Below are 19,745 nucleotides of genomic sequence, written 5' to 3'. Positions count from 1 at the left end.
GCGAATTTCTGATCCATAAACGACACTAGAATCATAAACTTGCTAGTGTCCTGATCGAATCCGAAGTTCGCTCTGAGCTCGCTGCAAAGTATAGCGAACTTCGGATTCGGGACACTAGTGTCCCTCGCTGTTCTGACGTTCGCAGGCGAGGTTGCCGCAAGGTGATGCGAACGTTAGAGCCGGGACACTAGCTTAACAGTACTGGCACTCTCTGGCGTATGCATGGCTGTTCGGTCAAAAATGCGTCCAAACCAGCGCGCCACGATTTGACGTTGTCCTGAGCACTTCCTAAAAACGCGTCCGAACAATCGCATTCTTCACTCGCGGACAACAACGGTGTGCCCCTTTTCCCGGGGCGCAGGAGGAGTAGCCACCATGCGCGATGTCTTTATTTGTGACGCGGTCAGGACGCCGATCGGACGGTTTGGCGGTTCGCTTGCGAAGATCCGGACTGACGATCTGGGTGCTGCACCGCTGAAGGCACTGAAGGAGCGCAACCCGAATGTGGACTGGGCCGATCTGGATGAAGTGTCGTTCGGTTGCGCCAACCAGGCCGGCGAGGACAATCGCAACGTGGCGCGGATGGCGGTGCTGCTAGCGGGCTTTCCCGATTCGGTGCCGGCCAGCACGGTGAACCGCCTTTGCGCGTCCGGGCTCGACGCGATCGGCAGCGTGTCGCGCGCGATCCGCGCCGGCGAGATCGATTTCGGCATCGCCGGTGGCGTCGAGTCGATGACGCGCGCGCCGTTCGTGATGGGCAAGGCGGCGGAAGCATTTTCGCGCTCGTCGGAGATCTATGACACGACCATCGGCTGGCGCTTCGTCAATCCGTTGATGAAGGCGCAGTATGGCGTCGATGCGATGGGCGAGACCGGCGAGAACGTCGCCGAGGAATTCCAGATCTCGCGCGCCGACCAGGATGCGTTCGCGATCCGCTCGCAGGAGCGTGCGGGCAAGGCGATGGCGTCCGGCTATTTTGCCGAAGAGATCATTCCGGTCGCCGTTCCCGGCGGCAAGGCAGGTCCGGTGACCGTCGACAAGGACGAGCACCCGCGCCCCGAGACCACCCTCGAAGGCCTCGCGAAGCTGAGGCCGGCATTCCGCAATCCCGGCACGGTGACAGCCGGCAATTCGTCCGGTGTCAACGACGGCGCAGCCGCGATGATCCTCGCCTCCGCCGAAGCGGTCGAGAAGCATGGGCTGAAGCCGCGCGGCAAGATCCTTGGCCTCGCGTCCGGAGCGGTGCCGCCGCGGGTGATGGGTATCGGCCCAGTGCCGGCGACGCGCAAGCTGATGGAGCGGCTCGGTCTGAAGATCAGCGACTTCGACCTGATCGAGCTCAACGAAGCGTTCGCCTCGCAGGGCATCGCGGTGCTGCGCCAGCTCGGCGTCAAGGAAGATGCGGACTTCGTCAATCCGCATGGCGGCGCGATTGCGCTCGGCCACCCGCTCGGCATGAGCGGTGCCCGGATCGCCATGACGGCGCTGCACGGCATGGAGAAGCGCGGCGGCAAGCTCGCGCTGGCCACCATGTGCGTCGGCGTCGGCCAGGGCGTCGCGGTCGCGATCGAAAAGCTGAACTGATCTTGCTCCGCCACTCTCCCACTCGCGGGGAGAGTGGCGTTGCGGGACGCGAATTTCTGGTTCCTTGAGAGCGCTCGTTTGGAGCCTTGTCTTGGAGCCCTTATCTTGGACCTCTTGCGCAGCGCCTGAGGATGGTGGAACGTGGGCGGCTACCTCAGGGAGGACGCCGGCAATGAGCATCGTCTATCCGCTCGACAGCAAGAAAGCGAACCCGCCGTTTCTGTATCCCGACTACAAGAGCACCGTGCGCCGGGCGCCGGTGAAGCCGCTGATCGTCGTCCCGCACACGCTGTCAGAACTGACCGGTCCGGTCTACGGCCATGAGTCGGTGCGCGAAACCGACAATGACCTGACGCGTCAGCATACCGGCGAGCCACTCGGCGAACGCATCATCGTACATGGCCGGGTGGTCGACGAGGACGGCCGCGGCGTGCCTGATACGCTCGTGGAAATCTGGCAGGCGAATTCGTGCGGGCGCTACACCCATGTCAATGATCAGCATCCCGCGCCACTCGATCCGAACTTCACCGGGTCAGGGCGCGTGGTAACTGACGCGAAGGGCCATTACACGTTCACGACGATCAAGCCCGGTGCCTATCCGTGGCCCAATGATCGCAACTCCTGGCGGCCGGCGCATATTCATCTGTCGCTGTTCGGCACCGCATTCACCTCGCGCCTGGTGACGCAGATGTATTTTCCGGGTGACCCGCTGTTTGCGCTGGACCCGATCGCCCAGTCGATCCCTGAGTTCGCCCGCAACCGGCTGATCTCGGCGTTCGACCTCGAGGCCACCGTGTCGGACTGGGCGCTCGCCTACCGTTTCGACATCGTGCTGCGCGGGCGCAACGCCACGCCGGAGGACTCCGACTGATGTCCGGAACCACGCCGTCGCAAACAATCGGGCCGTTCGCTGCGCCCTGTCTGACACCGAACGAGAACGGCAAAACGAACTACGCGTGGCCGCAGCTCGTGAATGGCGATCTGGTTACGACGGATGCGGTCGGTGAGCGTATCCGCATCGAGGGCCGAATGTTCGACGGCGAAGGCGCGCCGATCGACGGCATCCTGTTCGAGATCTGGCAAGCGGACGGGCAGGGCCGTTTCGCGCACCCGCGCGACCCGCGCCGGCCCAATTCGTCGTTCAAGGGATTTGGTCGGGTCGAGAGCGACATGTCAGGCTGCTTTGCGTTCGACACGGTCAAGCCCGGCCGTGTAGCGGGGCCGAACGGCGAGATGCAGGCGCCGCATATTCTGGTCGCGATCCACATGCGCGGAATCCTGACGCACCTGTTCACGCGCATCTACTTCTCCGACGAGGCCTGCAACGCGGCGGACCCGATTCTCAAGCTGGTGCCTGCCGATCGCCGCGACACCTTGATTGCCACGCGCGATGCCAAAAACCCCCTCTACCGCATCGACTTCCGCATCCAGGGCGACCGCGAGACGGTATTCTTCGACATTTGAGGACGGCAGAGCCGTCCTCCGATATTGACGGCCGGGGCGATCGCGCGCATATACCCTGCCATGATTTCTGGCTGCACCATCGTTCGCCGTCGCCGTTTGGCCCGCACCGCGCGGGAGCGATGACGGCTGCATAAAACGCACCGAAAGTCGCTCGAAGCCGCGCCCGAACCGAAGCGCGGCTTTTTTGTTACAAAATCCAAGTATCGCTATTCGGATATCGCTCGAACCACCGCAAGCCCGACAACACTGAGACAACGCTCATGGCCACTACCACTCTGGATAAGTCCGGCTCCGCGACCAGGGCCGCTGGCAAACCGGTCATTTTCATCGACGGCGAGGCCGGCACCACCGGGATCGAAATCCGCGACCGGCTGGCGAACGTTGCCGGCGTGGAGATGCGTTCGATCGACCCGGACAAGCGCAAGGATGCCGCCGCGCGCAAGGCGATGATGGCGGAGGCCGATCTTGTCGTGCTGTGCCTGCCGGACGACGCGGCAAAGGAGGCGGTGGCGCTTGCCGAAGAGCTCGGAGCGAAGGCGCCGCGCATTCTCGATGCATCCTCGGCGCACCGGGTCGCGGACGGCTGGACGTATGGCTGGCCCGAGATGACCCCGCAGCAGCCTGAGGCGATCGCCAAGGCGGCTAAAGTTTCGAATCCCGGCTGCTATCCAACCGGCGGCATTGCGCTGATCCGTCCGCTGGTCGACGCGGGACTGATGCCGGCTGACTATCCCGTCACCGTCAACGCCGTGTCGGGTTACTCGGGCGGCGGCAAGTCGATGATCGAGAGCTACGAGCAGGGGAAGGCGCCGCTGTTCGTGCTCTATGGTCTCGGCTTCGAGCACAAGCACCTGCCGGAGCTGCAGAAGTATTCGCGGCTGACGCGCCGGCCGATCTTCGTGCCCTCGGTCGGCAATTTCCGCAAAGGCATGCTGGTGTCGGTGCCGTTGCATCTCGATACCTTGCCCGGGAAGCCGAAGGCTGCGGATCTCGAGGCCGCACTCGCCGCGCACTATGCGGGTGCGAAATGGGTGAAAGTCGTCAACGTTGATCCCACGATCAAGGACCAGCGGCTCGATGCGCTTGCACTCAACGATACCAACCTGATGGAGTTGCGCGTGTTCAGCAGCGAGAAGAACCGGCACGCGGTGCTGGTCGCGCGGCTCGACAATCTCGGCAAGGGCGCCTCCGGAGCTGCCGTGCAGAACATCGGCCTGATGCTTGGCGTCGAGACGTGAGCTCAAGCGCGCCTCTCAAACTGCCCGGTGTTGAAGCTGTGCGTCACAGCGGTGATTTGAGCTGAATCTTCGTTGTGATGCCCGCGAAGGGGCATCCAGTACGCCGCAGCGTTAGCGATCTGAACTCTCGCGCTCCGGGATACTGGATTCCCCATCCATAGGCGGGCGGTGCGACGCCGTTCTTCGAACGGCTATGGCATGACGCCGAATGAGTGTGGTCGACCTTACAAACCTGATTTCATGCTCTAGCCGTACCCGCCAACGACCGGCAGGATCTCTCCGGTGATGTAGCTGGAGCAGGAGGGCGCGGCGAGGAAGACGTAGGCCGGTGCGATTTCCTCCGGCTGGGCGGGGCGCTTCATCGGCGTCTGGCCGCCGAAGGTCTTGATCTTTTCCGCGCTCTTGTCCGCAGGGTTGAGCGGCGTCCACACGGGCCCGGGCGCCACCGCGTTCACGCGAATACCACGGTCGATCAATTGAGCGGCCAGCGAGCGCGTGAAGGCATGGATGCCGCCTTTGGTCATGGCGTAGTCGAGCGCGCCCGTGCTGCCGAAAAGGCCTGTCACCGAGCCCGAATTGACGATCGCGCTGCCTACGCGCAAGTGCGGCACCGCTGCCTTCGCCATGTAGAAATAGCCGTACAGATTGGTCTTCAATGTCCGGTCGAAATGCGCGTCAGTCAGCTCCTCGAAGGAATTGACGTGCTCCTGGAAGGCGGCATTGTTGACGAGGATATCGAGGCGGCCGAATTCCTCGATGGTCTGTGCAATTGCATCCTTGCAGAACGCCGCATCGCTTACGTCGCCGGCGATCAGCAGGCAGCGCTGTCCTTCCTTCTCCACGGCCCGCTTGGTGTCCCTGGCATCGTCGTGCTCGGAAAGGTAGACGATGGCGATATTCGCGCCTTCGCGCGCGAACAGTACGGCGACGCTGCGGCCGATGCCTGAGTCGCCGCCGGTGATGATCGCCACCTTGCCGCGCAGCTTGTTCGAGCCTTCGTAGTGGGGGGCGTCGTACATCGGCTCCGGAACCAGCGTCGCTTCATTGCCGGGTTTGGCGTGGTGTTGTGCCGGCAGCGGCGGCTCGGGGTACTTCCGGGCACCGGCCTGCACAGCTCCCTTCGGCTTGTCCTTACCGGACTGGTTGCGGTCGCTCGCGTCGACCTTGCGTTGGATGTCGCGATGTTCCTTTGCCGTTTTCTCACCGCGGCGTGTGTCGCTCGAGGCCATCGGTCTCTCCCTGGCTTGGCAGAGAGAGCAATCGCCGATCGGCACGGCTTGTTCCTCGGTTCAGAGTTCCGTCGAAACAAGCGCCAGTGCAGCTCACTCCGCCGGTTCGCTGGGCGGACTTTGCGGCCGCTGGCCCGGTGGCGGTGCCTGCGTTCGTTCAAGGAAGATGGCCTTGGTCGGGCCGATGATGAAGGCGACCGGCAGGGCGAGCAAGGCGAAGAACGTCAACAGGCGGAAGTCGTTGGCGTAGGCGATGATCAAGGCCTGCATATTGAGCATCTGGTCGACCAGCGCGCGGCCAGAATCGGTCGACATATCGATGATGTTCGCCACATCCGGCATCTTCAGTGCGTCATTGAACGGATTGACGAAGTCGCCGAGTTCAGCACGAGAACGGCGTGCGCCTTCGGAAAGCTGCGCGATCACGACCGAAATGCCGAACGAGCTCGATATATTTCGGATCAATGTCTGAAACGACGCCCCATAGGTGCGCAGGTTGTCAGGAAGAGTGAGGAACGCGACGGTGTTGACCGCGACGAACACCATGCCGAAGGCAAAGCCTTGCAGCACGCCGACGAAGAAGATGGTGCTCGCCGCCGTGTCGTTGGTGAAGGTGGACATGAGATAGAGCGTGTAGGCGGTGATGCCCAGCCCGACCATCATGGTCGTGCGCGCCTCGAAATACTTCATCGATGAACGGATCGTCATCATCGCGAAGAAGGTGCCGACGCCGCGCGACGACAGGATCATGCCGGCTGACAGAACCGGATGGCCCGCGACCTGCTGCAGGAACGGGGACACGAGCGCCATCGTAGCGAACAGCACCACCGCCATCACCGCCATGAAAATGCAGGATGAAGCGTAGTTGCGGTCCTTGAACAGGTCGAAACGGATGAAGGGCTCGGGCGTGGTCAGCGAATGGGCGAGGAAGTAGTAGACGCCGACGACCGAAATGATCGCATAGGCAATGATCTCATTGGACTCGAACCAGCCGACCTGCTCGCCGCGGTCGAGTGCAAGCTGCAAGGCGCCGATGCCGACCGCAAGCGCGGCGAAGCCGAACCAGTCGAACCTCAGCTTGGTGTTCGGCGGCGTCTCGTCCATGAACATGAAGAGGCCGAAGGTCGCGATCAGCCCGAAAGGCACGTTCACCAGGAACACCCAGTGCCAGGAGTACTGGTCCGTCAGCCATGCACCGAGCGTCGGCCCCATGATCGGGCCCAGCATGATGCCCATGCCGAAGATCGACTGCGCCTTTGTGCGCTCGTGCGCCGGATAAAGGTCGATAACCAGCGATTGCGATAGCGGTATCAGCGCGGCGCCCGCCGCCCCCTGCAGCAGACGGAACAGGACAAGCTGGGTCAGGTCTTGCGACATCCCGCACAGCACCGACGCCAGCGTGAACGTTGCCGTGCAGGTCACAAACAGCCGCTTGCGGCCGAAGCGCGCGGCGAGCCAGCCGACCGGCGCGGTCATGATCGCGGCGGCGACGATGTAGGATGTCAGTACCCAGTTGACCTGATCCAGCGAGGCCGAGAGCGAGCCCTGCATGAACGGCAGGGCGACGTTGGCGATGGTTGAATCCAGCGTCTGCATCACCGACCCTGCCATCGCGCAGGTGACGATGATGGCGCGTCGCGCCCCTGGTGCATTCGCCGGTCCGGCGAGGGCACTCATTTGGATGTTTCTTGCGCCGGCGCGGAAAGTCCAAGCAACGCCGATAGTGAACGGCTGCGGCCGGTATCGACAGAAACATAGGCGCTCATGCCGGCGCGCAGCTTCTGCGTATTCTCGTCTGCGTCGAACGAGATACGGATCGGCACGCGTTGCACGACCTTGACCCAGTTTCCGCTGGCATTTTGCGGCGGCAGGATCGCAAATTGCGCGCCGGTACCGGGACTGAGCGACGTGATGCGCCCCTTGAATGTGTGGTTCGGAAACGCATCGATGACGATCGTCACCGGCTGCCCCAGCGTGACATGAGTAAAGTCGGTTTCCTTCGGATTGGCGTCGACCCAGGGATGGGCGTCATCGATCACGCTCAAGACCGGCGTGCCGGCATTCACGTAGCGACCGATCTGGATATTGTCGACCTGGGTCGCATTGCCTGCGAGCGGTGCGCGCACCGTGGTGTGATTGAGGTCGCGTTGAGCCTGATCGAGCGCGGCCTTGGCTTGCATGTAGGGCGGAAATTGTTCGAGCGGCAGCTTTGAGTTGCCAAGAAGCTGGTTGCGGATGCTCGCCTGCTGCTGACTGAGTTGTTCGACTTGCGTTTGGGCAACGACGAACTGCGCATGCGACGCGTCGAGGTCGAATTGCGAACCGCTGCGATTGGCCATCAGCGTCGATTTGCGCTCGACGTCCTGACGCTTGAGGTCAGCCGTCTTCTGCGCAAGCTCGATCATGCGCGCGAGTGCCTTGTCGGTGGTCAGGAGATTGGCGTGGTCGGTGCGGACGTTGGCGACGCGCGCCTGAGCCTGCGTCAGGGCAAGGCGAAACGGTTCAGCGTCGATTTCGAACAGAACGTCGCCGATCTGCACGCGCTGGCCTTCGCGCACCACCACCTTGCTGATCTTGCCGGAGATGTCCGGCGTCACCAGCACCTTCTGCGAGCCGACATAGGCGTTGTCGGTGGTCATATACCGTCCGCCGGACAGATAGACGACAAGTCCGGCAATACCGGCGATCAGCGGAATGACCACCAAGAGGATCAGTCGGCGCGTGCGGTTGAAGCGGCCCGAGAGGGGTTTCCTTTTCGAGTCTGCGGCAGGCGGGGGCTGCTCGCCAGGAAATTTGAGCACCGGATCAGCCATTGCGGCGCCCCAGCTTCCTTTTAGTGGTCGCATTTTCTTGCGGAAAGCCGGTATCCACCTTTCCGGAAAATGCTCTAGCCTTGCGCGCCTCGCACCCTGCCTTGTAGGCGGTGCGGACGTTCTCCTTGATCAGCTCGAGTTGGGCAACGAAGCGATCGGCTTCGGCGGGTTTGAGGTGGGCGAGCGCTGTCTGATTGATCTCCTCGCGCAGCGACCGCAGCTTCACGATCAAGGGCCTCGCCGCCGGCGTCAAATACAGCCGGTTGGCGCGGCGATCGGTCTCGTCGGCGCGCCGTTCGACCAGCCCGCTTTTGCACAGCTTGTCGACCAGCCGGGTCAGCGTGATCGGCTGGATATCAAGGAGTTTTGCGAGCTTTGCCTGCTGCAACCCCTCTTCCTTGTGCAGCTTCACCAGCACCGCCCACTGGGCGCGGGTGATGCCGTGGCGGGCGGCTTTCTGGTCGGCATAGGCGCGAACGGCGCGCTGCAGGTCGGCGAGCGCAAACAGGAAATGATGGTCAGGATTACGGGCTAGCATCGTATCGATTCCATAAACAATGGATACGATAAGCTAGCTCATCAGTTTGAATACGCGGTTTATCGCCGAGCCCACCTGCGATTCGCGCATGCATGCTGCGCCGCAAAACCGATACGTGGTTGAGATTCGGTTATGAGCCTTAATGCCTGCGTGTGCATTTCCAGGTTTATTCCAATCGTCGGAGTGCAATGCCAGGCGGCAAGGCTACGACCGAAACAGTGCGTAGTAGATCACATACAGCCAACCCAAGATGCCATGGATGATTGCCCAAAGGATCGAATGGTTGGCCGTGTAAGAGATCGCGATAGCCAGAGCGCTGCCGAAGCTCACGCCGTATTTCGCTCCCTCGACTCGTACCCCATAGTAACGATTTCCATTCATGTTCACCGCCCGCCATTCGTTCAAAGTGTCGCCCGATCTTGTGCGTCCGGGCACCGTTAGCTTGCGCGTAGATCATATTTTGATCCAGTGCGGAGATCGCGCGAGATGATAAGCACGGTCCGCGCGTTTCCAGCGTAGGAGATCAATCCATTACCCAGCGGACGATGAGGGGCGCCGCATGCCGGGCAGGCTGCCTCGGCCGGTGAACCGTTCTCCATTCGAAAAATGCTCGGCGAGTTGAGTGCCTCACGCCCACTCGACGCCGGATTCGGCCGCGACGTCGATCGAGGAGCGCACGCCGATCGCCTCGTAATGCTGATCGAGGAAGCGCCGGGCGGCGCGCTGACCTGCCCGCCGCAACAGGTCGAAGAACTGAAAATCCGTGTGCAGCTTGCTCGCCGCACTCAGCCGTGTCGCCAGTCCGCCGAGATGGATGCGATGGATATTGAGCCGACGATAGCGATTGGCGCCCGCTCCTTCGGAGAGGTGGCCGTCGTCGATCAGGCCGTTGACGAACTCCATGCTGCGCATCTCGGCGATCAGCGCGGAGTTGAAATTGATTTCGTTGAGCCGGTTGACGATCTCGCCGGACGTGCGCGGGGTCGTCTTGCGCTGAACCGGGTTGATCTGGACGATGATGATGTCGTCCGCATCGGTTGCCTGCAAGAATGGAAACATCGGCGGGTTGCTCATGTAGCCGCCGTCCCAGTGCGGAACGCCGTCGATCTCAACCGCGCGAAACAGCAGCGGCAGCGCTGCAGACGCCATCACGACGTCGACGTCGATCTTGTCGCGCGGGAAGATGTGCGTCCGGCCGGTGTGCACATTGGTCGTCGAAATGAAGAGTTCGAGCTGGCCCGAGCGTACGGCGTCGAAATCCACAAACCGATCGATCAGATCGCGCAAGGGGTTGATGTTCAGCGGATTGAACTCGTACGGCGAAAAGTAGCGCGCCATCGTCTCGAACCAGCCTTGAACAGGCGTCGTGGCGAATGGCAGCAGCGAGAACAGGCGATCGGCAACCGCTCGCTGCACCGGTGGAAGGTCGCCGCCCGTGCTCGCTGCCCGCCAGAACGCCGCGAGGCGGTTGCGCGCCTCCTCCGGGCCGCCGCGCGCCAGCCCGTCCGCGATCATCACTGCATTGATGGCGCCAGCCGACGCCCCGGAAATGCCGGTGACTTCCAGCCGGCCGTCGGCAAGCAGATGGTCGACGACGCCCCAGGTGAACGCGCCATGGGCGCCGCCACCCTGCAGGGCGAGATTGATCTTCTTCCTGCCGGATTTGGGCCGGTCGCGCCGCGTGTCGAAACGCAGGTTCGTCAGGCCTTCCAGATAGGACTTGAAACTGGGCAATGCGGAGTTCCCGGCACCTGTGTCGGCCACAGCCTTGGATACACGCGACATAGGATGGAATTATTGCATTGCAATATTACCCATTGCGAAGCACATTGTTTGCGCGGGGCGGTGATGACGGACACAATACCTTTGTCCTCGCATGTCCCGAATCGGCGTTGTCGCCACGCAGATGCGCGCATGCCAAGCAATGACTAGATAGCCGCGATGTCCCAATCCGCCCCTCCCGTCTTTCACGACCCGGGTCACGACCATGCCCGCTGTGCCGCGGATGCGATCGCGCACGCGGAATCCGTCTGCTCCCAGCGCGGCCAGCGCTTCACGCCGATCCGCCGTCACGTGCTCGAGGCGCTGCTCGCGTCGCATCGTCCGCTCGGGGCATATGACGTGATCGAGGAGCTGGCGAAACGCGTCGCACGACCCGCGCCGATCACCGTTTACCGCGCGCTCGACTTTCTGATGGAGCAGGGTCTCGTGCATCGGATCGAAAGCCGCAATGCCTTTCTCGCCTGCGCGCACAATCACGATTCATCCTCGTCGGTCGCTTTCCTGATCTGCGAGCGGTGTGGGGCGGTCGGCGAGGTCGCCGCTTCGAACGTCACCGAGCCGCTGATCGTCGGCGCGCGCGCGACCGGTTTCGCGCCGAAGATGACGGTGGTGGAAATGACCGGCATCTGCGCCAATTGCAGCAAGGCGGGCTGAGGAAGATTTTCCATGGCATCGATGACGGGGGCGGCGAACCCGCCGGCGCCGCCGCTGACCGTGTCAGCGATCTGCATCATGCTGCTGTTGTGCCTGAGCTGGGGCATCAACAATGTGATGGTGAAACTCGCGCTGCCGGAGGTGCCGCCGTTGATGCAGGCGGCGGCGCGCTCGGTCGGCGGTTTGCTCGTCATCCTGATAGCGTCGTATCTGCGCGGCATCCCGCTGTTTCGTCGTGACGGCACGCTGCCTGCAGGCCTGCTGATGGGCACGGTGTTCGCGGTTGAATTCGTGCTGATCTTTTTCGGGTTGCAGTACACGACCGCGAGCCGGGCGGTGATCTTTCTCTACACTGCGCCGTTCGTGGTCGCCTTCGGCGCCGTCAACCTGTTGGGTGAGAGGCTCAGAGGCGAGCAGTGGGCGGGACTTGCGCTTGCCTTCGCAGGCATCGTCATTGCTATCGGCGTGCCGCAAGCCGATGTCGACGCGAGGGTGCTGTTCGGCGACCTGCTCTTGATTCTCGGGGCGCTCGGCTGGGGCCTCACGACGCTCATCTTCAAGATGAGCAATTTGTCAAAGGCGCCGGCGGAAAAGACGCTGATCTACCAGACCGGTGTATCGGCGCCGCTGCTGACGCTCGGTTCCTTGGGTCTGGGTGAGACGCTGGCGCAAGTGCCCGGGCCGGTCGCGCTCGTGTCGCTGGCCTACCAGACCATCTGGGTGGTTGGGATCACGTTCCTGCTCTGGTACAGCCTGATGAAGACCTATGCGGCCAGCAAGCTGACCGCGTTTACGTTCGTGACCCCGCTGTTTGGCGTGCTGGCCGGACATATCGTGCTCGATGAGCCGATTTCGCTGGCCTTCGCGGTTGCCGTCGCGTTCGTGATTGCGGGCCTGTTCCTGGTTAACCGTCCGGCGCGCACTTGAAAGTTCTGTGACAGGGGTCGCAGGGCTAGGGAAAACACCCTAGCTAAGCCCTGTTTTGGGGCGTTTTCCTCCGTTCCAACTGGTTTGGGGGCGGGAACGGCCTGTCCGCCTTGAACCATTCGTTGTTGAAGTTCGGCATATAGGACTGATATTCAGGCCGCAGATAAGCTCCCCGGGAACCGACGATGAACAAACTCGCGAATGTCGCCGCTGACGTCGATATTGCAGGCCCCAGCCCGCGTCGCGTCAGCGTGCCTGTGATCGTCGGCGGCGTGAAGGTCGGCGGCGGCGCCCCGATCGTCGTGCAGTCGATGACCAACACCGATACCGCCGACGTCCAGGGCACCATCGCCCAGGTGGCAGCGCTTGCCCGCGCCGGCTCCGAGCTCGTGCGTATCACGGTCGACCGCGACGAGGCCGCTGCAGCCGTCCCGCACATCCGCGATGGCCTCGACAAGCGCGGCATCAACGTGCCGCTGATCGGCGACTTCCACTATATCGGCCACAAGCTGCTCGCCGATCACCCGGCCTGTGCCGAGGCGCTGGCGAAGTACCGCATCAATCCCGGCAATGTCGGCTTCAAGGACAAGCGCGACACCCAGTTCTCCGCCATCGTCGAGATGGCGATCAAGTACGGTAAGACCGTGCGCATCGGCGCCAACTGGGGTTCGCTCGATCAGGAACTGCTCTCCAAGCTGATGGACGAAAACGCGGCGTCGGACCGTCCGAAGGATGCGCGCGCCGTGACGCGCGAAGCGATGGTGCAGTCGGCGCTGCTGTCGGCCGTCCGTGCCGAAGAGATCGGCCTCTCGCGCGACCGTATCATTCTCTCCGCCAAGGTCTCGGCGGTGCAGGATCTGATTGCGGTCTATCGCGAGCTGGCGCGGCGTTCGGACTACACGATCCACCTCGGACTGACCGAAGCCGGCATGGGATCGAAGGGCATCGTCGCCTCGTCCGCCGCGCTCGGCGTGCTGCTGCAGGAAGGCATCGGCGATACGATCCGCGTTTCACTGACGCCGGAGCCCGGCGGCGACCGCACCCTCGAGGTGCAGGTCGGCCAGGAAATCCTGCAGACCATGGGCTTCCGCACCTTCGTGCCGCTGGTCGCCGCCTGCCCGGGTTGCGGCCGCACGACGTCGACCGTGTTTCAGGAGCTCGCCGGCGAGATCCAGTCGTTCATCCGCGACGAGATGCCGGAGTGGAAGGCCAAGTATCCGGGCGTCGAGCAGCTCAACGTCGCGGTGATGGGCTGCATCGTCAACGGTCCCGGCGAGTCCAAGCATGCCGACATCGGCATCTCGCTCCCCGGCACCGGTGAAACCCCGGCGGCCCCGGTTTTTGTCGACGGCAAGAAGTTCAGGACCCTGCGCGGCCCGACGATCGCGGCCGACTTCAAGGAGATGGTGATCCAGTACATCGATCACCGTTTTGGCGTGGGCAGCAAGACCGCGGCCGAGTAAGCGCCCGAAGCGACTGTTCGTCGTCGCGCCCCCTCTCCCTCGCACGCATGAAGGCGAGGGTGATTAAGAGCCTTACGCCGCCTGCCATTGACAATCGAACCCAATGAGTCGTCCCGGCCAAGCGAAGCGCCGAGCCAGGATCCATGCGCCGTGTCGTTTATCAGGCGATGTGCGCTTGTTGACGTCGTGAACATCCGCTTGCGAACACATTCGGCTCGGTGGTCTTAGGTCCCTGCGTTCGCAGGGACGAACCCGCAATGCTTGGCAGTGACGGCTCAAAACGTCGCCCTCATCGAGTTAGTGAACATCTATTGCAATGATGAACACTACAGCAGCATACCGGCGTGCTCGCGATTGCCGATGCTCGCCTCCTCGAGGTCGAGGTCGTGCTCGATCCGTCGGCGCGTCTCGTCGGTGATCCTGCCGTCGCGCAGCATCGCGTGAAGGAAGTGGCGTTCCTCCTGAATGAGTTTGCGATGCATCTTGCCGCTGAGCAGGAACAGGTCTGCGGCGATTTCCTTCTCCGGGTTCGGAAGCTGTCGCCAGCGATGCTGATGACGAGCCTCGAGCTCGTCGATGATTTCGTCGGCGATCTGATGGCTTTTGACGATGTCGAGCAGCGTCGCGTGCACGTTTTCCAGCGCCTCGCGCCGGGCAACGAGTTCGGCAACCCGCTCGCGCTGATATTCGTCGTTGCCGAAATGGCTGACGCCCAGCAGCTTGACGACCAGCGGCAAGGTCAATCCGAGTCCGACCAGCGTGACGAAGATGACGCCGAACGCGACGAACAGGATCATGTCGCGGTAGGGAAAACCTTCGCCGCCTGGCAGCGCAAGCGGCAGGGCGAGCGCGGCTGCGAGCGACACCGCGCCGCGCACGCCGGTGAAAGCAATGATGAAGACCTGACGCCAGGGTGGCCAGGGATCGCGTTGTGCAAACCTGCCGCTGACGAAGCGGCTCAGATACGTGCCGGGAAAGACCCAGGCGAAGCGTGCCACGACGACGACGACGGAAACCAGCGCGATGGCGCCGAGAATCTCGGTCAGCGGGAACGCCTTCGATTTTTCGATCAACAGCCGCATCTGGAAGCCGGTGAGCAGGAACAGCGCCCCCTCGGTGAGGTAGATCACGAGATCCCAGAAGAAGATCCCCTGCAGCCGCGTTGCCGACGAGATCAGCAGCGGTCCGTTCCAGGAGATGTAGAGTCCGCAGGCGACGGTCGCGAGCACGCCGGAGCCGCCAAGATGCTCGGGCACCCAGAACGCGATGTAGGGCGTGATCAGCGAAAAGATGATCTCGACCTTGGGGCTGTCGGCCCACCTGCGCAGGCGCAGTGAAAGCCAGCCAACAGCGAGGCCGAAGACGACCTCGCTGGCGACGATTGCGGTAAAGGTCGCGCTCGCACGCGACAATGAGAACGCGCCGGTCGAGATTGCAACCACAGCGAAGCGATAAAGGATCAACGCCGTCGCGTCGTTCGCGAGTCCTTCGCCTTCGAGGATGATGAGAATGCGCCGCGGCAGGCGCAGCCGGCGCGCGATGGCGAGCGGGGCGACCACGTCCGGCGGTGCAACGATCGCGCCGAGCAGGAATCCGACGCTCCACGGCAGGCCGATCAGATAGTGCGTGGCAGTTGCCACCGCGCAGGCGGTGAAGATCACGCAGCCGATTGCGAGCAGGGCGATCGGGCGCAGGTTCGCCTTGAAATCGCGCCAGCTCATGGCGACGCTGGCCGAATAGATCAGCGGCGGCAGGATCAAGAGCAGCACGAGATCGGGTGCGAGCTCCACACGCGGCAGGCCGGGGATGAAGGCGAGGCCGATGCCGGTGACGAGCAGCAGGACCGCCGGCGCGATATCGAGCTTCCTGGCCAGCAGCGCAACGCTTGCGAGGACTGCAAGCAGCACCAGGAATATCTGAAAACCGGCTTCCACGAGCGAAGGTGTCCTCCGCGCCCTCCTTCGCCCGTTGACCGGTTCAGGTCAACGCCTTTGCAACGGAAGTAGGGCCGGCACGCGTGCGACTTTCGACGATGTGAGCAGAACACGTTGCTGCCGGCGCAGGCCGGATGGGGCTCGTCGAGCCGCCGTCAAAGCGTGCTCGCCGCGATGTTCACCATCAGCGCCAGCAGTGCCGTGTTAAAGGCGAACGAAACGATGCCGTGCGCGGTCGCCGTCCGGCGGATGCCGCGATCGGTGATCGCGACGTCGGAGACTTGTCCGGTCATGCCGATGACGAACGAGAAATAGATGAAATCCCAATAGTCCGGCTTCTCCTCACCCGGAAACTTCAGCCCGCCGGCCACGCGCGGACGGTAGTAGTCATGGGCGTAGTTGAGCGCGAAGGTCGTGTGCACCATCGCCCAGGACATGACGATGGTCACGACCGCCAGCAGGATCTCGTTCATGCCGCGATGGGATGTGCCGATTTCGGCGACAATGGCGAGAAGGCTTGCAAGCGCAGCTCCCGCGGTGAGAAAGAGGATTGCGAACCGCCCATCGTCCGCGGCAATCGCATGGGTGCGAATGTGCGAGGTGTCCGTGCGCCGGATCATCGCGTAGGTGGTGACGAGATACAGGACGACGGTGACGTCCCAGGCGGTCAGCGTTCGGGTGGTCCAACGCCAGGCCTGCGGCAACAGCATGAGCACCAGCACGCCAGCCGCGACGGATCCGACAAGGCGGATCCGGACGCGGAGAAAGCGGATTGGGCGTGACAGCTCTTGAATGCGATCGAGACTGCGTCGGTCAGGATCGCCGGTGTTCATCAGCTCTGGCGCTCGGCCACAAATCTTGCGGTGGCACGCAGCACGTCGGCGCGGTCCGCAAAGCCGGAGAGCGCGGCGTCGGCCTGGCCGACGAGATTCTTCAGGCGCTGCTTCGCGCCGTCGACCCCGAGCAGCGTGACGAACGTGGTCTTGCCCATGGCGTCGTCCTGTCCGGCCGGCTTGCCGAGCGTCGCCGCATCGCTTTCGAGATCGAGCAGGTCGTCGGCGATCTGGAAGGCCTCGCCGAGCGCCCGACCGTAGCTATCGAGCGCGGCATACTCCAGCTTCGATGCTTTGCCGAGCAGGGCCCCGGCGATGCAGCCGAAGTGGAGCAGTGCACCGGTCTTCATTTGCTGCAACTTCTCGACATCCGGCGGCTGTTTGTCGCCGAAGCGACCTTCGCCGGCGAGATCCATGATCTGACCGCCGGCCATGCCGCCGATGCCCGACGCGCGCGCCAGGGCACGCGTCAACAACAGCCGCACACTCGCATCGCGGTGAACGTCGTCGCGGGTGATAATGTCGAAGGCGATCGTCAGCAGCGCGTCACCGGCGAGGATCGCAGTGGCCTCGTCGAAAGCCTTGTGCGTTGTCGGCCGCCCGCGACGGAGATCGGAGTTGTCCATCGACGGCAGGTCGTCGTGAATCAGCGAATAGCAGTGGATGCATTCGAGCGCTGCGCCGGCGAGCAGCGCCGACTTGTGCGGGACGTCGAACAGCGCAGCGCTTTCGACCACGAGAAACGGCCGCAGCCGCTTGCCGCCGTTGAGACTGCCGTAGCGCATCGCATCGAGCAGGCGCTTCGGTCGGACGATCTCGTTATCGAGCGGGTTGTCGGACAGGAGTTCGAGGAGAAGCGCTTCAGTGGCTGCTGCGGTGGCCTCGAGCCGTTGGACGAATGGCTTGTCGACAACAGGCTTGGCAGTATTGGCGTTCATATCGATCCATCGTGAGATGCTTTTCGGCTGGACATTCGATCATGGCGCGGAACTCGTCAATTCCGGCGAAAGACTTGACATTCCAGACCGGTGACCATCCCGATCAAAGGGTTAATCGTTCAAATCCGCTCTTACCCGCCGGTCCGGTTTTTCGCTTCATGGCCCATCGATTCCGCAGGTTGGCCCGGACGCTGTTCCTCGCCGTTTTCGTGCTGCTGGCGATGCCATATGTCCTGGTTCCAGTCTATCGCACGGGTCATCCCGTTTCGACGCTGATGCTGGCCCGCTGGTTCACCGGCCAGAATGTCACGCGCGAGTGGCTTGATTATGCCGAAATTGCCCCGGTGCTGCCGTTGACCGTGATTGCTGCGGAAGATGCCCGATTTTGCGCGCATCGGGGCATCGATTGGGATGCGCTGCAGGACGCCATCGACGAGATGCAGGATGGCGAGGCGGGGCGGGGCGCCTCCACCATCAGCCAGCAGACGGCGAAAAACCTGTTCCTCTGGCCCGGCCGCAGTTTCGTCCGCAAGGCGCTGGAGTTTCCGCTGGCGATCTGGATCGATTTCGTCCTGCCGAAGCGGCGCGTGCTGGAAATCTACCTCAACATCGCCGAGTGGGGGCCGAACGGTCAGTTCGGCGCCGAGGCGGGGGCACAGCATGCCTTTGGCCGGTCGGCCCGGAACCTGTCGCCGCAGCAGGCCGCCTTGATGGTAGCGATCCTGCCCAATCCGGTAACGCGAAGTGCCGGCAAGCCCCGCCCCGGGTTGCGGAACATCGCCGCCCGGTATGTGGCGCGGGCGCGGGGCGCCCCCGAAATCGCCGACTGCTTGAGACAGGCCAGCGGCACGGCCGCCAGCGCCAGATAGACCGATTTCCGGCCGGAATCCTGCACCGGCCTGCGGTTCTGCGGGCGCGCGCCACCGGTGCGGCCGCCAGCGCCGGATTTACGTCCAGGTTGCCTTAGCGCGGAGGCGGATCCAAAAAGCACACTAGCTTCATGGAGTTGCCAGCGCCTTTAAGGTTCTCGCGTTGGCAGGCGCCGTTATCGCAACGGATCCTAACGTTAGAACCGGACACTAGAATTGCCCGCGGCCATCCTCTATAAGCGCGGCTCATTTCCGAATTTCGACGCGCGCCGGCAGGCGGCGAACAAGAGTTCAAGGACACTCCCCTATGGCCGTTCCAAGACGAAAAACCTCGCCGTCCCGCCGCGGCATGCGCCGCTCCGCCGACGCGCTGAAGAAGCCGACCTATGTCGAGGACAAGGATTCCGGTGAACTGCGCCGTCCGCATCATCTCGACCTGAAGACCGGGATGTACAAGGGCCGCCAGGTTCTCAAGAAAAAAGAATCCTGATCGCACAGCTTATCGTCCGGACTGGACGATAAGCTCGTATCAGGCGTGCATTACGCTGCACGACGAGAGGCGGCGAGGGCCACAAGCGGCCCCGGCTCATGCAGTTCTTGATCGCTTGAGGAAGGCCAGCCGATGTCGATGATCGGTTTCCCGCTGCTTTTGATCCCGCTTGCGGTCGTCAACATCGTCGTCTTCCTGATGGGGCTGGGGCTCGACCGGCTGCAAGAGCCCGTCGCCACGGTCGGTCTGCCGTCGCTGCAGTCATGGACGATTACGTTCAGCGATGTCCTGCTGGCGGTCGGCTTGTTGCTGCTGTTCTTCGAAGTGGTGAAATCGGCCCGCCCAGGCGCCAAATACGTCACAGATCATCTGCTTTCGTTCATCGTCTTTGCGGCGGCTGCGGCGGAATTTCTGCTGCTGCCGCAATTTGCGAATTCGACGTTCTTTCTGTTGATGCTGATGGCCTTCGTTGACTTGATTGCCGGCATCAGCATTCGCGCGGTCCGGCCGAAGCCTGGGGTCGCACGCGCGGCGCCTCCGCCGCCCGCGGCTCCCGCGGAGCCTGTCGTCGCGCGGACGGCTGCACAGACCTCGCAGGCCGCGCCGGAGCCGGTGGCTCCCGAGATTGCCGAGACGCGCGCGCCCGCGCCGCACCCGGAGCGGCCGCAGTCCTCGGCTGAACAGCGCGATGCCCCGATCGCGCCGAATCAAGAAATCCTGCCTCCCGAACCGACCGACACGCCGCGGCGTTAACATCGGCTTCAGGCGTTGCGCGAGACCGCGAAACTGCTGGCGGCCCTGGCCGCGCTGGAATAGCGCGTTGCGGCATCGTCGGGTGCCGCCCGACCGAACTCACGGGTCTGCGGTGCACGAGTCGCTGTCGCAATGAGATGCACCACGAAGCGGGCATCGGGCTGGACCACCCAGTCGTACTTGCTGCTTTCCGTGTCCGGCGCTGTGACCGGCACGAGCGCGCGTCTTCTTGAGAC

Annotated in this window: 20 protein-coding genes; 10 read left to right on the top strand and 10 right to left on the bottom strand. The window is 63.1% G+C overall.

Going from position 1 to position 19,745, the window contains the following annotated elements:
• Nucleotides 1–375: 375 nt before the first annotated feature.
• The 4 genes from pcaF to argC all read left to right on the top strand — a co-directional run bounded on the left by pcaF (nt 376) and on the right by argC (nt 4,286).
• Nucleotides 376–1,584, top strand: coding sequence for a 3-oxoadipyl-CoA thiolase (gene pcaF / locus RCO31_RS24660; protein WP_308971219.1), 1,209 nt, complete (start codon nt 376–378; stop codon nt 1,582–1,584).
• A gap of 172 nt (nt 1,585–1,756) precedes the next feature.
• Nucleotides 1,757–2,455: a protocatechuate 3,4-dioxygenase subunit beta gene (gene pcaH / locus RCO31_RS24655; RefSeq protein WP_308971218.1), complete on the top strand. Its 699-nt coding sequence runs from the start codon at nt 1,757–1,759 to the stop codon at nt 2,453–2,455.
• On the top strand, nt 2,455–3,048 hold the full coding sequence (gene pcaG, locus RCO31_RS24650; RefSeq protein ID WP_308971217.1) for a protocatechuate 3,4-dioxygenase subunit alpha: 594 nt from the start codon (nt 2,455–2,457) through the stop codon (nt 3,046–3,048). Before pcaH ends, pcaG begins: the two co-directional genes overlap by 1 nt.
• A gap of 260 nt (nt 3,049–3,308) precedes the next feature.
• Nucleotides 3,309–4,286: an N-acetyl-gamma-glutamyl-phosphate reductase gene (gene argC, locus RCO31_RS24645; protein WP_308971216.1), complete on the top strand. Its 978-nt coding sequence runs from the start codon at nt 3,309–3,311 to the stop codon at nt 4,284–4,286.
• A 245-nt stretch (nt 4,287–4,531) separates the two neighbouring features.
• Here the strand turns inward: argC and RCO31_RS24640 are convergent, their stop codons facing one another.
• The 6 genes from RCO31_RS24640 to RCO31_RS24615 all read right to left on the bottom strand — a co-directional run bounded on the left by RCO31_RS24640 (nt 4,532) and on the right by RCO31_RS24615 (nt 10,600).
• A complete protein-coding gene (locus RCO31_RS24640) occupies nt 4,532–5,515 on the bottom strand; it encodes an SDR family oxidoreductase (RefSeq protein WP_308971215.1) in 984 nt (327 codons plus the stop codon).
• A 93-nt stretch (nt 5,516–5,608) separates the two neighbouring features.
• On the bottom strand, nt 5,609–7,192 hold the full coding sequence (locus tag RCO31_RS24635; protein ID WP_308971214.1) for a DHA2 family efflux MFS transporter permease subunit: 1,584 nt from the start codon (nt 7,190–7,192) through the stop codon (nt 5,609–5,611).
• Nucleotides 7,189–8,328, bottom strand: a complete 1,140-nt coding sequence (locus RCO31_RS24630; protein WP_308971213.1) for an HlyD family secretion protein — start codon at nt 8,326–8,328, stop codon at nt 7,189–7,191. The genes RCO31_RS24635 and RCO31_RS24630 overlap by 4 nt, the downstream gene beginning before the upstream one ends.
• The gene (locus RCO31_RS24625) at nt 8,321–8,866 is read right to left on the bottom strand and encodes a MarR family transcriptional regulator (RefSeq protein WP_308971212.1); all 546 of its coding nucleotides are present in this window, start codon (nt 8,864–8,866) and stop codon (nt 8,321–8,323) included. The genes RCO31_RS24630 and RCO31_RS24625 overlap by 8 nt, the downstream gene beginning before the upstream one ends.
• Before the next feature lie 204 nt (nt 8,867–9,070).
• Nucleotides 9,071–9,247: a hypothetical protein gene (locus RCO31_RS24620; protein WP_308971211.1), complete on the bottom strand. Its 177-nt coding sequence runs from the start codon at nt 9,245–9,247 to the stop codon at nt 9,071–9,073.
• 246 nt (nt 9,248–9,493) lie between these two features.
• Nucleotides 9,494–10,600, bottom strand: coding sequence for a patatin-like phospholipase family protein (locus RCO31_RS24615; RefSeq protein ID WP_374991530.1), 1,107 nt, complete (start codon nt 10,598–10,600; stop codon nt 9,494–9,496).
• A gap of 207 nt (nt 10,601–10,807) precedes the next feature.
• Between RCO31_RS24615 and RCO31_RS24610 the strand changes: the two genes are divergently transcribed.
• From RCO31_RS24610 to ispG, 3 genes are all read left to right on the top strand, one after another.
• Nucleotides 10,808–11,302 carry a transcriptional repressor gene (locus RCO31_RS24610; RefSeq protein ID WP_308971210.1) on the top strand — a complete coding sequence of 165 codons (495 nt, stop codon included), beginning with the start codon at nt 10,808–10,810 and terminating at the stop codon, nt 11,300–11,302.
• Between the two features lie 12 nt (nt 11,303–11,314).
• Complete coding sequence (locus RCO31_RS24605; RefSeq protein WP_374991529.1) at nt 11,315–12,229, top strand: DMT family transporter; 915 nt, start codon at nt 11,315–11,317, stop codon at nt 12,227–12,229.
• A gap of 185 nt (nt 12,230–12,414) precedes the next feature.
• Nucleotides 12,415–13,692, top strand: a complete 1,278-nt coding sequence (ispG, locus tag RCO31_RS24600) for a flavodoxin-dependent (E)-4-hydroxy-3-methylbut-2-enyl-diphosphate synthase (protein WP_308971209.1) — start codon at nt 12,415–12,417, stop codon at nt 13,690–13,692.
• A gap of 326 nt (nt 13,693–14,018) precedes the next feature.
• Here the strand turns inward: ispG and RCO31_RS24595 are convergent, their stop codons facing one another.
• From RCO31_RS24595 to RCO31_RS24585, 3 genes are all read right to left on the bottom strand, one after another.
• Nucleotides 14,019–15,626, bottom strand: a complete 1,608-nt coding sequence (locus RCO31_RS24595; RefSeq protein WP_308971208.1) for a Na+/H+ antiporter — start codon at nt 15,624–15,626, stop codon at nt 14,019–14,021.
• Nucleotides 15,627–15,781: 155 nt separating this feature from the next.
• Nucleotides 15,782–16,459, bottom strand: a complete 678-nt coding sequence (locus RCO31_RS24590) for a DUF1345 domain-containing protein (RefSeq protein WP_308971207.1) — start codon at nt 16,457–16,459, stop codon at nt 15,782–15,784.
• On the bottom strand, nt 16,459–17,397 hold the full coding sequence (locus RCO31_RS24585) for a farnesyl diphosphate synthase (protein ID WP_308971206.1): 939 nt from the start codon (nt 17,395–17,397) through the stop codon (nt 16,459–16,461). The genes RCO31_RS24590 and RCO31_RS24585 overlap by 1 nt, the downstream gene beginning before the upstream one ends.
• 158 nt (nt 17,398–17,555) lie before the next feature.
• On the opposite strand from RCO31_RS24585, the gene mtgA reads away from it, so the two are divergent.
• The 3 genes from mtgA to RCO31_RS24570 all read left to right on the top strand — a co-directional run bounded on the left by mtgA (nt 17,556) and on the right by RCO31_RS24570 (nt 19,509).
• A complete protein-coding gene (gene mtgA, locus RCO31_RS24580; RefSeq protein WP_308971205.1) occupies nt 17,556–18,266 on the top strand; it encodes a monofunctional biosynthetic peptidoglycan transglycosylase in 711 nt (236 codons plus the stop codon).
• Between the two features lie 307 nt (nt 18,267–18,573).
• Entirely contained in the window at nt 18,574–18,756 is a 183-nt protein-coding gene (rpmF, locus tag RCO31_RS24575) for a 50S ribosomal protein L32 (protein ID WP_024509484.1), read from the top strand.
• Nucleotides 18,757–18,888: 132 nt separating this feature from the next.
• Entirely contained in the window at nt 18,889–19,509 is a 621-nt protein-coding gene (locus RCO31_RS24570; RefSeq protein ID WP_308971204.1) for a hypothetical protein, read from the top strand.
• Between the two features lie 8 nt (nt 19,510–19,517).
• Here the strand turns inward: RCO31_RS24570 and RCO31_RS24565 are convergent, their stop codons facing one another.
• A complete protein-coding gene (locus RCO31_RS24565) occupies nt 19,518–19,724 on the bottom strand; it encodes a hypothetical protein (RefSeq protein WP_308971203.1) in 207 nt (68 codons plus the stop codon).
• Between the last annotated feature and the right edge of the window lie 21 nt (nt 19,725–19,745).

It is taken from the genome of Bradyrhizobium sp. LHD-71, from assembly GCF_031157255.1.
Lineage (GTDB): Bacteria > Pseudomonadota > Alphaproteobacteria > Rhizobiales > Xanthobacteraceae > P52-10.
The sequence above is the reverse complement of the archived record's forward strand: the minus strand, read 5'-3'. Positions and strand labels throughout refer to the sequence as shown.